At 57.4% G+C, this 14,849-nt stretch carries 10 protein-coding genes and 1 pseudogene; 4 read left to right on the plus strand and 7 right to left on the minus strand.

Annotation, left to right across the window (positions count from 1 at the left end; translation table 11 throughout):
• Nucleotides 1-7 precede the first annotated feature (7 nt).
• The 3 genes from HB376_RS28510 to HB376_RS28520 are packed head-to-tail and all read left to right on the plus strand — an operon-like array spanning nt 8 to nt 3,832.
• The gene (locus tag HB376_RS28510; protein ID WP_213767064.1) at nt 8-952 is read left to right on the plus strand and encodes an SDR family oxidoreductase; all 945 of its coding nucleotides are present in this window, start codon (nt 8-10) and stop codon (nt 950-952) included.
• Complete coding sequence (locus HB376_RS28515) at nt 949-1,971, plus strand: glycosyltransferase family 4 protein (protein WP_255631621.1); 1,023 nt, start codon at nt 949-951, stop codon at nt 1,969-1,971. Before HB376_RS28510 ends, HB376_RS28515 begins: the two co-directional genes overlap by 4 nt.
• Nucleotides 1,961-3,832 carry a nucleoside-diphosphate sugar epimerase/dehydratase gene (locus HB376_RS28520; protein ID WP_213767065.1) on the plus strand — a complete coding sequence of 624 codons (1,872 nt, stop codon included), beginning with the start codon at nt 1,961-1,963 and terminating at the stop codon, nt 3,830-3,832. The genes HB376_RS28515 and HB376_RS28520 overlap by 11 nt, the downstream gene beginning before the upstream one ends.
• Nucleotides 3,833-4,088: 256 nt before the next feature.
• On the opposite strand, the gene HB376_RS28525 is transcribed toward HB376_RS28520, so the two are convergent.
• From HB376_RS28525 to HB376_RS28540, 4 genes are all read right to left on the minus strand, one after another.
• Complete coding sequence (locus HB376_RS28525) at nt 4,089-5,894, minus strand: hypothetical protein (RefSeq protein WP_213767066.1); 1,806 nt, start codon at nt 5,892-5,894, stop codon at nt 4,089-4,091.
• Nucleotides 5,895-5,973: 79 nt separating this feature from the next.
• Nucleotides 5,974-6,843: a hypothetical protein gene (locus HB376_RS28530; RefSeq protein ID WP_213767067.1), complete on the minus strand. Its 870-nt coding sequence runs from the start codon at nt 6,841-6,843 to the stop codon at nt 5,974-5,976.
• On the minus strand, nt 6,840-7,490 hold the full coding sequence (locus HB376_RS28535; protein ID WP_213767068.1) for a class I SAM-dependent methyltransferase: 651 nt from the start codon (nt 7,488-7,490) through the stop codon (nt 6,840-6,842). Before HB376_RS28535 ends, HB376_RS28530 begins: the two co-directional genes overlap by 4 nt.
• A gap of 31 nt (nt 7,491-7,521) precedes the next feature.
• Nucleotides 7,522-8,538, minus strand: coding sequence for a glycosyltransferase family 2 protein (locus tag HB376_RS28540; protein WP_213767069.1), 1,017 nt, complete (start codon nt 8,536-8,538; stop codon nt 7,522-7,524).
• 847 nt (nt 8,539-9,385) lie between these two features.
• Here HB376_RS28540 and HB376_RS28545 point away from each other — a divergent pair.
• Nucleotides 9,386-10,021: pseudogene (locus HB376_RS28545) on the plus strand (polysaccharide biosynthesis protein); the annotation flags it as partial.
• 164 nt (nt 10,022-10,185) lie between these two features.
• Here the strand turns inward: HB376_RS28545 and HB376_RS28550 are convergent.
• From HB376_RS28550 to HB376_RS28560, 3 genes are all read right to left on the minus strand, one after another.
• Nucleotides 10,186-11,370, minus strand: a complete 1,185-nt coding sequence (locus tag HB376_RS28550; protein ID WP_213767070.1) for a DUF1972 domain-containing protein — start codon at nt 11,368-11,370, stop codon at nt 10,186-10,188.
• 795 nt (nt 11,371-12,165) lie between these two features.
• The gene (locus HB376_RS28555) at nt 12,166-13,374 is read right to left on the minus strand and encodes a glycosyltransferase family 4 protein (RefSeq protein WP_213767071.1); all 1,209 of its coding nucleotides are present in this window, start codon (nt 13,372-13,374) and stop codon (nt 12,166-12,168) included.
• Between the two features lie 57 nt (nt 13,375-13,431).
• Nucleotides 13,432-14,661, minus strand: a complete 1,230-nt coding sequence (locus HB376_RS28560; RefSeq protein ID WP_213767072.1) for a hypothetical protein — start codon at nt 14,659-14,661, stop codon at nt 13,432-13,434.
• Nucleotides 14,662-14,849: the final 188 nt, after the last annotated feature.

Consider the following 14,849-nt stretch of genomic DNA (forward strand, 5'->3'; position numbering starts at 1 on the left):
CGCTGGCATGCGAGTAATCGTCACAGGGGCTAACGGCTTTGTGGGTCGCGCGACCTGCGCGGCGCTCTGCGACGCGGGTCATCACGTGATCGCGCTTGTGCGCCGGCCGGGCGGCTGCGAGCCGCGCGTACACGAACAAGTAATCGCCGACGATAACTTCGCGAGTCTCGCTGCTTTGCCTGCTGCCGACGTACTCATTCATCTTGCCGCGCGCGTCCACGTGATGAAGGACAGCGCCGGCGACCCGCTCGGCGAATATCGCGCGGTCAATGTTGAGGGCTCGCTGAACGTGGCGCGCGCGGCGTTGCGGGTGGGCGTAAAGCGGCTGGTTTATATAAGCAGCATCAAGGCGTTGGGTGAGGGCGAGCCGGGCCGGCCATGGCGTGAGGATGATCAGCCGACGCCCGCAGATCCCTACGGCATCACGAAGCTCGAAGCGGAACAGGCGCTTGCAGGCTTCGGCCGCGAGCATGGAATGGAGGTCGTCGTGCTGCGCCCGCCGCTGGTTTATGGGCCGGGAGTACGGGCTAACTTCGAACAATTGATGCGAGCGGTGGAGCGAGGCATCCCGTTGCCGCTCGGTGCAATCGATGCCCGCCGCAGCATGGTCTACGTGGGCAATCTCGCCGATGCCATCCGTTTCGTGGCGACCCGTTCCGAGCCAACTGACGGCGTGTTCCACGTGACAGACGGCGACGATCTCAGCGTCGCGCAGATGATCCGGACACTGGCCCACGCCTTTGACAAACCCGCGCGCTTGCTGCCGGTACCCGCTTCATGGTTGCGCGCAGCGGGCGCGCTGACGGGGCGCACGGCCCAGGTCGACCGCCTGACAAGCCCGCTGCGCATGGACAGCACGCGCCTGCGGACTGACCTCGGGTGGACGCCGTCCACAACGGTGGCTGAAGGCGTCGCCCGGACGGTGCGTGCATTCCAGGAGGCGCGCCGATGACGTCGCTGATGTTAATGCCAATGCCCATGCTCTTGTTCTTCACGGCTGGAATCGCCTGCGTGGTGTGCGCGGCGATTTTGCTCCTGCTATTGCGTACGGGCTGGGCTTGGGATATTGCTGTCGATATCCCGAATCACCGGTCGCTGCATGTGCGTCCGGTGCCGCGTGTGGGCGGCTGGGGCGTCATGCCGGCCATGCTGCTCGCCGTTGCATTGTGCGCGCCATCCTTTGGCTGGATTGCGCTCGGGGCGTTGCTGCTGGCCATAGTGTCCCAGATCGACGATCGGCGGGGCTTGCCGGCTCGCGTGCGCTTCGCCGCGCATCTGATCGTGGTGGCCGGGGCCATTGCGTGGAGCTCCGTGAGCATTACCTGGTGGCTTGCGCTGCTTGCCGTGGTCGCGCTTGTCTGGGTGGTCAATCTTTACAATTTCATGGACGGTTCCGACGGTCTTGCGGGCGGCATGGCGGTGTTTGGTTTCGGCTTTTACGTTGTTGCAGCGCTGGTTTTGCAGCCAGCGCTCGCAGTGACTGCGGCGGCGGTAGCCGGCGCAGCATTTGGCTTCTTGATTTTTAACCACCATCCGGCCAAGATATTCCTCGGCGATGCCGGTTCTATCCCGCTTGGCTTCCTGGCTGGGGCGCTGGGCTTCTGGGGCTGGCAGCACGGGGTGTGGCCGATCTGCTTCCCTGCGCTGGTGTTTGCGCCTTTTGTCGCCGATGCCACCGTGACCCTGGCGCGCCGTCTCGCGCGGGGCGAAAAAGTATGGCTGGCGCATCGCGAGCATTATTATCAGCGTTTGGTGAGACTGACTGAAAGCCACGTCCGCGTGGCTGTGGCGTATTACTTGCTCATGTTGGGCAGCGGTTGCGTAGCGCTTTTAGCACTTCGCGTGCCGCTCACGGTCCAGTGGACCTTGTTCGGGGCGTGGTACGTTGTTCTGGCCTTGGTTGGCTGGCAGATCGACCGCCGTTGGCGGCAATTCATCCTCACTCAAGGTAACGATAACGATGCGAATTAAGCCTACGTGGCTCTCGATTGCAGCGTTCGGCTTCGACCTCGTGGCGGTCGCCGTGGCGTGGCTCGCCGCGTATGCGCTGCGTTTCAACGGCTCGGTTCCTGACGATTTCTGGCACGGCGGCATCAACGCGCTGGTGTGGGTCGTGGTGATCTACGGGCTGATGTTCCGTATCTTTGGGCTGTATCGCGGCATGTGGGTGTTTGCGAGCCTGCCTGACCTGATGCGCATTTCCAAGGCGGTCGCCAGCGGCGCGCTGATCGTGATGATCGGTGCGGCCATGCTCCAGCCTTCTCCCATCATTCCCCGTTCTGTGTTGATCGTGTCGCCGTTGCTGCTGTTCATGGCGACGGGCGGATCGCGCGCGCTGTATCGTGCGATTAAAGAGTTTTATCTGTACGGCGGCTTGATTGGCAAGGGCAAGCCGGTGATCGTGCTCGGCGCGGGTACGGCGGGCGCGAATCTCGTGCGCGAGTTGGCTCGTTCGAGCGAATGGCGTCTGGTCGGTCTGCTCGACGACGATCCCGCTAAACGTGGCCGTGAAATCCTGGGTCACAAGGTCTTGGGATCGATCAGCGAGCTGCCGCTTTGGGCGGAACAGCTCAAGGCTGATACGGCGATCATCGCGATTCCGTCGGCATCGGTAGATGCACAACGGCGCGTGGCTACCATGTGCGTTCGCGCCGGCGTCAAGGCAATGGTGCTGCCCGCGCTCACCGTGCTCACGCAAGGTCAGGCGTTCCTCTCACGGGTTCGCCAGATCGATCTGGAAGACTTGCTTGGCCGCGAGCCGGTGAAGATCGACATGCCGCACGTCGAAGCGTTGCTGCATGGTCGCGTGGTGATGGTTACGGGCGCAGGCGGTTCGATTGGTTCGGAGTTGTGCAGGCAGATCCTGCGCTTCTCGCCGGCGCAACTGGTGGCCTACGACCTGAGCGAATACGCGATGTATCTGCTCACCGAAGAATTGCATGAGCGGTTTCCGGATCTGTCGGTGATCCCGGTGATTGGTGATGCGAAGGATTCGCTATTGCTCGATCAGACCATGTCGCGCTTCGCCCCGCATATCGTGTTTCACGCGGCTGCGTACAAGCACGTACCGTTGATGGAAGAGCAGAACGCATGGGCAGCGGTGCGCAACAACGTGCTGGGCACGCTGCGCGTGGCGCGCGCGGCGATTCGTCATCAGGTGAGCCATTTCGTGCTGATCTCCACCGATAAAGCCGTCAATCCGACCAACGTCATGGGTGCGAGCAAGCGCCTGGCCGAGATGGCGTGCCAGGCGTTGCAGCAGACCGCGCCGCGCACGCAGTTCGAGACGGTGAGATTTGGCAATGTGCTGGGCAGCGCGGGCAGCGTGATCCCGAAGTTCCAGCAGCAGATTGCAAAGGGCGGGCCGGTGACGGTGACGCATCCGGAGATTACGCGGTTCTTCATGACGATTCCCGAGGCCGCGCAACTGGTGTTGCAGGCATCGAGCATGGGCCGTGGTGGCGAGATCTTTATCCTGGATATGGGTGAGCCGGTGAGGATCGTGGACCTGGCGCGCGATCTGATCCGTTTGTACGGATTCTCGGAGGAGCAAATCCGGATCGTGTTCACGGGCTTGCGGCCGGGCGAAAAGCTCTACGAAGAGTTACTTGCTGACGACGAAACGACCACGCGCACACCCCATCCGAAACTGCGGATCGCGCAGGCGCGCGAAGTGCCGAATCACTTCCTCGATGAATTGCTGCCGTGGCTGATGCAGCATCGCGTGCTAGCTGACGATGAAGTGCGGCGTGACCTGCGTCGCTGGGTGCCGGAATATCAGACGACCATGCCGCCTGCGTTGCAAAGCGTTCAGTCGGTTCGAAACGGTTGAAGGTACTTAACCGCTGACGCACTGCATCTGCTAAACAAGAGTGTGGCAACTGATTCGAATAACTCGGATCAGAGGCGAAGCGTGTGCGATTCATCGCGCGGTATGGTTCGGCCTAGCAGGATTTCGCTCACTCCTCTCGCCATTCATACACGTGCCAACGAAAAGCATGGAAGTGCTTAAGGTGCTCAGGGTTGATCGGCGGCTCGCTTAACGCACTCCGTCAAAGCGCACTCGGGCATCCTCCCGCATAAAAAAACTACCGCAGCCCTACCGTCGCGAAGTACTCGCCACGCGACACCACGAACCTTGGATCTGCCTGAAGCTGGTCGAGAGCGCCCGCAAAACGGGCCTTCGCTGCTTCCACGCTTGCTGTTGCCGGGGGCCACTCGTGCGCGTCCCAGAGCAGATCGATAAAGGACACCACCACGTAATTGGCGTCATGGGTATCGAGTGTCTGTTTGATCGCCGCGCCAAGGTGTTCGGGGTCGCTGGCGAACAGTGCCTGAATGTTCACGGGCCACGCGGATCTCGCGATCTCCACGTTCTTGTCGCCACCCGAGTTGTACGTCTTCACATTTGCCTCGGCGGCAAGATAGGCCGCGAGGAAATCGTTTCCCTGAGGCACGAAGGCGACGACGCTTCCCGGCCGTATCTGGCGTTTAAACGATGCCACCAACGTTGCATCGACGTTGCGCAACGAGTCCTGCCAATGATGCGGAGCCCGCAGTTTCACCCGCGCATTCGGCGGATTAACAACCGATTGAGACGCCATCACATGTGGTTTTGGAAGGTTGCAGACAACCGTCAGCGCGACCAGCACAAGCGCCCAGCCAGCGTGTTGCCGCCGCTCCAGTTCGCCGATCAGCATTGCAAACAGCGCCCACAGTCCGAAAAGGCCGAGAGCCAGCCACCGATAGCTCGCGCGCATATTCTTGAAGCCCGGTACATGCTCGGAGAGGTACGCACTGCCAGTGGGCATGACTGCATTGGCAGCTGGCATGAACGGAGAAAAATTGCCGGCGACAATATCGGCTTGAGGCCGCAACGAGTAAACCTTTAAGGACGGTCCCAGGGAAAGATAAGTCCCTATGATCGCGATGGCGAGAAAGGCAACGGCGATTTTTTGACGCCTGACGACAAAAAATCCAAGGCAGCCAAACAATCCAAGGAACAGTGAAAACGTCGTTGTCCACACCGACGCATCGCCGTAGTAGAACTGATCGTTTCGATCCAGGCCCATGCCAAGATGGTCCCAAAACCAAAACAACCCTTTGGTGGGCAAGACCAGCATGGTTACGTCGACTCCCCACCCGCGGAAAAGGTCGAGCGAGTCAGGCGTGAACAGTGGAAAACCGAGGAACGACACATAGAGTAAATACGCGACCGCGAAGCCAACAATACAAATGGGCAAGCTGACCGCGGTGACCCATCTAAGGCGAGCACGATCGGCTAGTCCTTCGACGGCGAGAAAAATGAAGGTCGCCAACGCAAACATGACAAACGTGTACCCGTCCATGAACACCGACAGCACTGCGGTTGCTGCGAAGCCCAAGGCATTGCCAGCGAGTGTCGAGACGCGGGTGTTGTCAATGCGGCATACGCGCAACGCCTGGTTCAGGTAGAAGGGAAGCAAGGCGATGCCGATTGACAGCATCGAATAGACCGCATGTGCCCAAACCATCGGCATGGTCAGCCATACGACGGCTGCGAGGACCGCCGCACGATAGCTAAGCCCGATCCGTTGAGCGCAACGAATTGCACCCCAACCCGCCAGCGCCAGATAACCGACGGTCATGAACGAGTAGGCATCGGCGGCGCTTAGCGTAGTGACACGCAGCAACGCGCCTTCTACAAGCGCTCCCGGCAAGCCGAACGCCATGGGCGCAGTGCGGGGGTAACCGAAGTTATGGGAAAACACCGTGAACCAGCCATCGTTCGCGAAGGACTGTGCGAACGACGATACCCAGACAAGTTGCCCCATTACCGGCGCGGAATAAAACGGAATCGATCCGTAGATTGCTGCGATCGCCGCGAGCAGCACTACCAGACAGAGTGCCTTCATTCCGAAGATTCGTTGCGCACGCATGCCGGATCCGGGTGTTGTCATAGTTAAAATGCCGGTGAGGGTTACGATCCGCGCGTTACGCTGTTTCAACAAGCAACCCCGTGGGCCGCCCTGAAAAGCACACCGATGCGGCAAGAAAGAAAGCCAGATCTCCCGCCGCGGTGACGAGTCGTCCGATGAGAATGATTTCGAGCAGATCAGCCTGCCCGAGAAGCGGGCGCAGCAAGAAAAACAAGACCGCCTCGCGAACCCCGACGCCCGCTGGTGCCCCAGGCGTAACCAGTCCGACCAGCCATGCGACCACATACGCTCCGCCAACAGGAACCCAATTCCACCCGCCACCCAAAAGCTTGAACAGCGTTGCAAAGATGATGCCGGAGAGGGCGAGAAACACGAGTTGCAGCGCAGCGGCCCGTGCCAGGTCGGGACTGAACACGCGACGGATGATCGCGACAGAACCGCCCGCTGCGCACGCAAATACAAGGAGTGCGACCCATACGGGCAGCGGCAGGAACGAAGGAATTGTCCACAGCGCGAACAGTCCGGCCATGACCGCGATCGTGCCGAGTTCCCAGACCAGCGACTTGCCGAGCGGCCACTGCGGCAGGCCGGCCGACGCGCCGAGTGCTTGTCGTCCGGCGAGGTGAAACACATTGCCCGGGACATATTTGGCGAGCTGTGAAACGCCATATGCCCAGGCGGCCCAGTCTCGGCGAACCGTCACGCCGAGATGGCGCAGGATGTCTCGCCAGGCGATCGCCAGAAGAAAACCGGATGCGCCATACACAAGCGCCAGGGCCGCAATGCCGAACCACTGTCCCATGCCGATACGGTTCATCGGCACCCGATTGCCATAGTCGAACAGCTTCAGCGCGACAAAAGCGACACCGAGAATACCCAGCGCGCTGCCGCCCCAGGACAAAGCGCGCTTCAACGTCGAACTCATTGCGAACGCGGTACGCTTGGCACGCGGCACAGCAGCATGGTCCAGGGCAGCGGGGTGCGGATTTCCAGAATATCGAAGTATCGGGACACCAGGGTTTTGAACGCTGACGCCGACCATCGCTGGATATGACCAGGGGTATTTCCGCCGCTCATCAGGTACTTGCCTCGTGCGAGGTTCAGCGCACTCCAGATCGGCTCGCGCGGCACGCTGACGATGACATATTCCTTCGCTGCGACTTGCAACGCACGTAGTGCGTCCTCGGGATGCTCCAGATGCTCCAGCACTTCGCAGCAAATGATCAGCTCGGGCTTCGTTGTCCTATGGGGTAATTCGTAGATGCTTTCCACGGAAAACAGATCGGATGTCATGCCCCGCTCCAACGCATTCGCGCAAGCCAGTTCGATCACTTTTCCTGAGAAATCACTGCCGGTGGACGCAATGCCCTGATCCGCCCACCGCATGACCCAATATCCCTCGCCGCATCCAACCTCGTGAATGGATTGAGGGGACACCTTACCGACAAGCTCGGTCAGCGAGTTATCGAACCCCTGCATGAGCCGCCGAACGATGACATTTTTCGATCCGTATTTATCGTAGGTATTCCCCACTACGGTTCCGTTTTCGACCATTCCCTGCGAAATCTTCATCAGCGAGTGCCTTCTTTTCTGCGGGTTCAGTTCAGGAGCGCGTAGCTGAACGCGGTTGTTCTGATCTACGCGGCACGACCACGGCAAATGAGTTCTTGCCGCTAGTGGATGCGACCGGCTCCGCGCGCTTCGCGGTGTAGCGAATATCTTCCAGAAGCTTCCGGTTGGTCGCGAGCAGTTCGGCGATCACTGCCGCCAAGAGGGTCTGAATACCCATGCCAGCAAGGATGGACGCAAGAATGAGCGACTGGACGTGACCTTGCCCTTCGCCGTTAAGGTATAACGCAATGAATCGCACACCAGGCACGAACGACGCTGCCAGCAAGGCCGTGCCAAGCGTGCCGAAGAAGCGGCCAGGGCGGTATATAACGAAGATCCGGCAGATTGTCAGCATTGACCTGAATACGTACGACGGGACGCTTTTAACAAGCCGCGACGGCCGCAGATCCGGATTCACACGAATCGGTACGGAGATGACCGCCATGTTCTTCTGGCCAGCCTGGATGATTGTCTCGAGGGTATAGGTATAGTCGCTGAACACGGTGAGGCGCTGCGCGGCATCTCGACTGAACGCCCGGAATCCGCTGGCCGCATCTTCCACCGTAGTGCGGCTTGCGGTTCGGACAACCCAGCTACCGAGCTTCTGGAGGAATTTTTTCGCGGCAGAGAAGTGCTCTATCTCAGCAATGGGCCGCGCGCCTATTACTATTTCTGCAACGCCCTGACAGATTGGTTCAACCAGCGCGGGAATATCGCGGGCGTCATATTGATTATCTGCGTCGGTATTGACAACAACGTCGGCGCCTAAGCGCACCGAAGCCTCGATACCCGTCATGAAGGCTCGGGCAAGTCCCTGGTTACCGGTATGGCGTACGACGTGATCTGCACCGTTTCTACGCGCGACGGCGGCGGTGTCGTCGGTACTTCCGTCGTCGATAACCAGCCACTCCACCTTGTCGAAACCCTTGACCTCGCGAGGTAGCGCGGCGAGCGTTATCGCAATGCTTTGTGCTTCATTGAAGCACGGGATTTGGATGATCAACTTCATTGTCAAACCTGCGAAGGACGCGAACCTTTGCGGCAAACGTAACTCTTTGTCGCTACAGCTCATGGAACGGCGGCGACCGCACTGTCTAGTGTCAGGGCGGTAGCCGGCGCTCACACTTAAAAAATAACCGGCGCACTTTAGTGCAAATTGGATCGTATGCCTAGTCGTCTGAGTGTAGAAGTTTGGAACGCCCTGTCGTCACTTGATTCCGACGTCCGACAAATTGAGCACGCTTCTGCACTGAAATTGACTCTGTCCATTAATCGGCGCTCGTATCGAAGTACCCGGAAAGGTACATTTTTTACCTCACTGTGCAACGGAGTTGTTATTAATTCCTTAATCAGAAACGTTCCCTGTGCTTAACGGGCGCATGGCTTGTGTCCTTGGTTGGAGCAGTTTGAATCTCAGTACTGCTCGAAATTTTATTTTATTCAATCACTGTAACCGGGATAGTTATATCGTAGATTCGTTCGAGCCGCGCACTATCGAAGTATCAATATTAGCCAATTTTGGCGATGCAATGGGTCAAATTTCGTCGCTAATCGGGAGTGGATTGACGCGTAATAATCGGTAACTAATTTGGAGTGATAGTATGGATTAAACAGGTCTCCTTATTGGCGATGGGTTTGGCACCGTATTGACCGGACGTCGGCTATTCCGCGTTGATCCGACACCTTTATTTAACTTTGGCATAACGTTTGCTTTATTTTCGTCAAGTGCGAATTCGATTCTCTAATTCAGCATAGGGAATCAGGCGCGGGTGCGCGGAGATCGGCGCGACGACTTCGCCATATTAGTCGAGAGTTTCGAGAAACCTAAAAGGTATGGACGGGCGACTCGATACAGGCATGCGATATATCTGCTCATCGAAGAATTGCATGAGCGGTTTCCGGATCTGTTGGTGATCTCAAGGATTCGCTATTGCTCGATCAGACCATGTCGCGCTTCGCACCGCATATCGTGTTTCACGCGGCCGCGTACAAGCACGTACCGTTGATGGAAGAGCAGAACGCATGGGCGGCGGTGCGCAACAACGTGCTGGGCACGTTGCGCGTGGCGCGCGCGGCGATTCGCCATCAGGTGAGCCATTTCGTGCTGATCTCCACCGATAAAGCCGTCAACCCGACCAACTATGGGTGAGCCGGTGAGGATCGTGGACCTGGCGCGCGATCTGATCCGTTTGTACGGATTCTCGGAGGAGCAAATCCGGATCGTGTTCACGGGCTTGCGGCCGGGCGAAAAGCTCTACGAAGAGTTACTTGCTGACGAGGAAACGACCACGCGCACACCGCACCCGAAACTGCGGATCGCACAGGCGCGCGAAGTGCCGAATCACTTCCTCGATGAATTGCTGCCGTGGCTGATGCAGCATCGTGTGCTAGCAGACGATGAAGTGCGGCGTGACCTGCGTCGCTGGGTGCCGGAATATCAGACGACCATGCCGCCTGCGTTGCAAAGCGTTCAATCGGTTCGAAATGGTTGAAGGTACTTAATAAACACTGATGTGCTGCATCTGCTAGTCAAGAGCATGGCAACCAATTCGAACAATCCAGGGGACTTCGGGCATTAAACAACATTGCCTCGGTTGCCGCGCCAGTTCGAAGCATGGCGCGAATCAACGCCACGCCTTGATCGAATACATCAACCTCAACCGTCCCGGTCTATCTCGCTTGACCTGCTTCCTGCGACAAGGTCATCCAATATAGGCGCTGCTTCCGGTCGGCAATATTGCTCGAGCAAGCCCTCATATTTTTCCAGAATTCCGCTCCACTGGAACATATTTGCGAACCGTTCGACGCTGCTCGCACGCATCGTCGCCACCGTGGCATCGTCGTCCAGGAGTTCGCCGATATGATCGGCACACTGAGATTGCGACGAGAAGTATCGGGCGCCTACGCCGGCCACCCAGCGGTTAAAGACGTTGTCGTGCGCAATCACCGCATTACCGGCGCCAAGCGCTTCCACAAGCGACGGGTTGGTGCCGCCGACCTTGTGGCCATGAAGATAAAACCGGGCGTGAAATCTCAATGAGCGTACTGTCTCCGTGTCGTAGATTGCACCCGGAAAGAGCACCTCACTCCCTGCTGAATCCATAATCTCGCGATGATAGTCGTGCGTGTTCGGCTCATATTTCCCCAGCACGACGAGCTTCGCATTGCGCGTTCTTTGCGAAAACGCCCGCACAACTTCCAGGATGGAATTCTCCGGCTCTGGCCTCCCAATCACGATTCCATAGTTGTAAGGAGACAATGAGAGATCGCCCAGCGGCTTTTCATTTGCCTTCTCAATATGATCCGCACCATAGGTGATCGTCGTAATTTTCGTGCGACGCACGCGTGTTGCCAGGTGATCGGCTATGGCCGGGTGGTCCGCTATCAGATGATTACCGACCAGGCAGCCTATCCGTTCGTTGAGCCATAGCCACGCCCGTTCGTGCGGGCGCCATTTGTCACGCCGCCATTCGAGACCATCCATATTGATCACATTATTTATACCGAGCAGTCTCATCCACACACAAAAGATTGCCGTGTTGTAGCCAAGTGTCAGGGCAACGCCGGGCTGCATTTTTGCTACATCTCGCACGCAGGCCCAGTCGAACTCCATTGTCCCTGCAGCTCCCTCGCGTTTCACTGGCAAGACGATCCGATGAATGCCTCGCCATGAATCATCGACCCGATTCTGCAAGGTGCTGTCACCCTGGCAATAGACCGTGACATCCCAGCCGCGCTGCGTAAGGTGAAGGGCGAGTCGCTCTGCGAATGTTTCAAATCCACCATGACAGGCGGGAACACCCCGAGTGCCGAGAATTGCGAGGGACCTGTTTGCTCTCATCGACTCTTCTCCACCTTGGACTTGTACGAAGATCCGATTAACGGATTCGTATTCGTATTATTTAGCATTCCGAAGATTCGCAAAACGCGAATAAAACGCATGCAATTCGCATTAAGCTAAATCGCAACTCGCTGATTATTGATCCGACGATACTGCTGGCTAGCTGGACGAGCCTACGCTCCACGCCTGCGAGGTTAGGCCCTCACGGCGGGATTGAACTGGTGTTCGGGTGTTCGGGTGCATAAGCCCCGGTTGATCGTGCGTTTGCTATGGATGCGTTCGACAGCATTCAGTAAGTTGACGTCTACGAACGCATGAACGCGACAAGTTCTAGCAGCGGGCTTTTTGCAAGAATATGCCTGCAAGGACTTTCTTCTGTGTGCGCTACCAGACATTCGAATTAAAGTCGTCTCAGTGCATTGCGAAGCGCAGTGAGTCCAGTTACGACAAGACACTTATCAGGAGAAAACAACGCGTATTACGTTCGCATGACGCGGTCGCTCAAGATGCCGCGATGAAGAAGACGAGATCGCTATAGCACGGTCGCGGCTTCTCGCCGTAGTCATCGGTTTAGCAATGCTTACGAGTTTTTTGACTGAGAATGTTCGACGTCAAAGCGTCGTTGTAGCCGCTTTGACGCGGATAATCGTGTGGGGAATAGCCACCCGGCTACCCGCAAATGCGAGTGTCGCCAAGCGGGGTTTTGCGATTGAAAATGCGCGCAGGAATTGCGCGCGTGTCCCGGTCCGATACCGCAGCATTTCCCCTCAACCGACATCTCCAGCTCGCTTCACTCTACGTCCCGCGAAGCGAGTCATAAACGTCTCGAATTCTCCGATAATGTATGTCGGAGGAGAATTCCTGCTCCGCTTTGCGTCGCGCTGCCCGACCCATTTCAGGGTTGCCACGCTGCTCCCAGACCGTCCGTACTGTCGTGCAGAGCGAATCCACATCTCCCGGCTCGAAAAGGTAGCCATCCTCCCCCTGCGAGATCAATTCCGGTACGCCGCCGATGCGCGTGCCAATGACTGGCCGCCCCAGCGCAAAGCTTTCGAGAACGGCCATCGGACAGTTTTCATACCATTCCGACGGCAGGATCGATGCTACGGACTGCCTCACCAATGAATACAGTTCTGAGCCGTTCTTGAATCCGGCAAACTGAATGTTAGGGCTTGCCGCAGCTTGTGCCTGAACCTCGGGAAGAAGACTTCCTTCCCCTATCACCACGAGCGGGATATCCGGCATTTGCATGAACGCCTTGATTAGCGTCGGGATCCCTTTCGAATGCTCAATCCGCCCAAAGTAGACGAAGTAACGCCCGGTCTCTGTTTGTGGCGTGAACTGGGTAATGTCGATGAAGTTCGGCACGACCGAGATCCTGCTCGGATCAATTCCGTTCTCAGCCATCCGCGTAGCGCCGAATTGACTCACAGCGATAAACCTGTCGATCGCGTCGACGCTGCCCAACCATCGGGAAACGTACGATTCCGACATCGATATCGCACTTCGCAGATACGAACCGCGATTGCATTTATGCACCACCGCTCGCCAATATTCTTTCCCGTGGCATGCCTCACAGGCCTTCCCGCCGCGGCTGCAGGTGTATACCGGGCATATCAGCTTGTAGTCATGCGCGGTCTGGACGACCGGGATGCCCGCGTCCTTCAGAACCGGCAAAATCGACGAAGTCAGCTTGCCATAGTAAATGTGAAGGTGAGCAATATCGAACCGGTTACCGGAAACGAGCTTCCGGAGGTTGTTTCTCGCGGCTGGTGAATAGTGGTATTTCAGGACGTCCAGCACCGATGGCGACTCGAAATTCGCCCCGGGCGGAAAGTACGTTGCCCACTCCGATGGCTGGTCCTTTTCGCTCTTTGCACAAAACGGAACCACGAGGTTCCCCTGTTGCGAAAGAAGATCGCCAAGCGAAAGGAAATAGCGATCCGAACCACCTCTCACGAAATGATTCTGCGATACGTTCAAGACATTCAATTGCGTGTTCATGATTTCCTTAACGCTTCATCTGCGCTGGCAACTTCAGGCGCCGCGCATGTCTTTGGGCTAGCTAACCCCGCAACGCTTAATGCTGCTGGAGAGGGCGCCTGCTGTGAAATAGAAAAACGACATCACCAGAAAATTGTTGACCAGATTGTCCGAGAAGAAATAAATAAAGATAAAGACCGCGGGCATTGATATGAAATGCATGCCGATCCTTTTCAATATCAAAAAATTAAGTACGACGAAGCAAATAAACAAGCCCGGACCGAGTTCAAAAAAGAACCTGAGATAGTCGTTGTGCGGCACAAGCTTCAGGTCTGTGAGTTCCACGCTGCTCCCAACACCGAAACCAAATAGCTGATTGATCAGCGGGCCGTCCATGTATAGGCTTATCAGATTGACCCAGTGCTTCAGGCGGAAGATCAGCGAGATGTCGCTTGTTCCAGCAGCAGTGTAGATCTGCCCATAGTCCATTTTGCCGAGGCCCCAGACTCCGCCCGACTCCGCTAACACGCTATTGAGCGAGCGCCAGGCAGTGCTCGCCCGCGACAGTATTTCGAGGTCGTCATCGAACTCGAAATACAATGCTGCGGCTCCGGCTGCGATCATCAGGTTACGCAGTATGTTGAAGCCGGGATAGACGAGATACAACGCAAACGCTATGGCCAGCAATGCGCCCAACGTCTTGAACGCGAGTACGCACGCGGCGAGGTAGATGACGATAAGCCAGCGCTTGATGCCGGCAAGCATCAACGTCCATGAGCTGATGACCGTAAACGCGACCGCGTTGTTCCGGTTTGCGAAGAAAGAGAGCGTCTGTTCGTTGAGTTCACTGTTCGGCCCCCCGCCCCCGCGATAAAGATCGAAGAGCGCGCTGAGTACAGGCACCGCAACAAACAGCGCAGCTAGCGACAAGCTGGGAGCACTTCCGAAGTATTCGTCTTCGGTTGTCTGCCCCGCAAAATAGAACATGAAAATGGACAGTATCTTGATGGTCTCGCCGGCCTGCGCGTCATCGATATTGACAATCAGATTGGTCACGCCGAAAAAAAGCACGAAGCACATCAGGACACGAGAGACACGGTCGAGCCGGTTGACTTGCGCGAGCAGCAGCATGCCGACGCGTAATACCAATGCAAATGCGAACCCGTTGGCGACCAGCTTCAGGGCATCGCTCTGACCCGTGAAGGCCCAAAGCAGGAGAATCGCTGCATAGCCGAATTCCCATAGCAAAAGGGATCGGTAGGAGAAGCCGCTCCCCGTGTACTCGCCACTGGCGAACCTCACATTCATTCCATCTCCGAAAAATATGATGCGGGTCAGATGGCGCGGGGCGTTCAGCGACCCTATGGCGTAAGCGTTACCCGGACGCCGTGTGCTTTCCAATCGGCATGGCGAGACCACGAATCCGGGCAGGGGTGTACGAAGTGTGGGCGTCGCCCGATTCGCCCAGGCCGTTGGATTACCCGCAAGCGGTAAAT

It is taken from the genome of Caballeronia sp. dw_19 (genome assembly GCF_018449515.1).
In the GTDB taxonomy this organism is placed as follows: domain Bacteria; phylum Pseudomonadota; class Gammaproteobacteria; order Burkholderiales; family Burkholderiaceae; genus Caballeronia.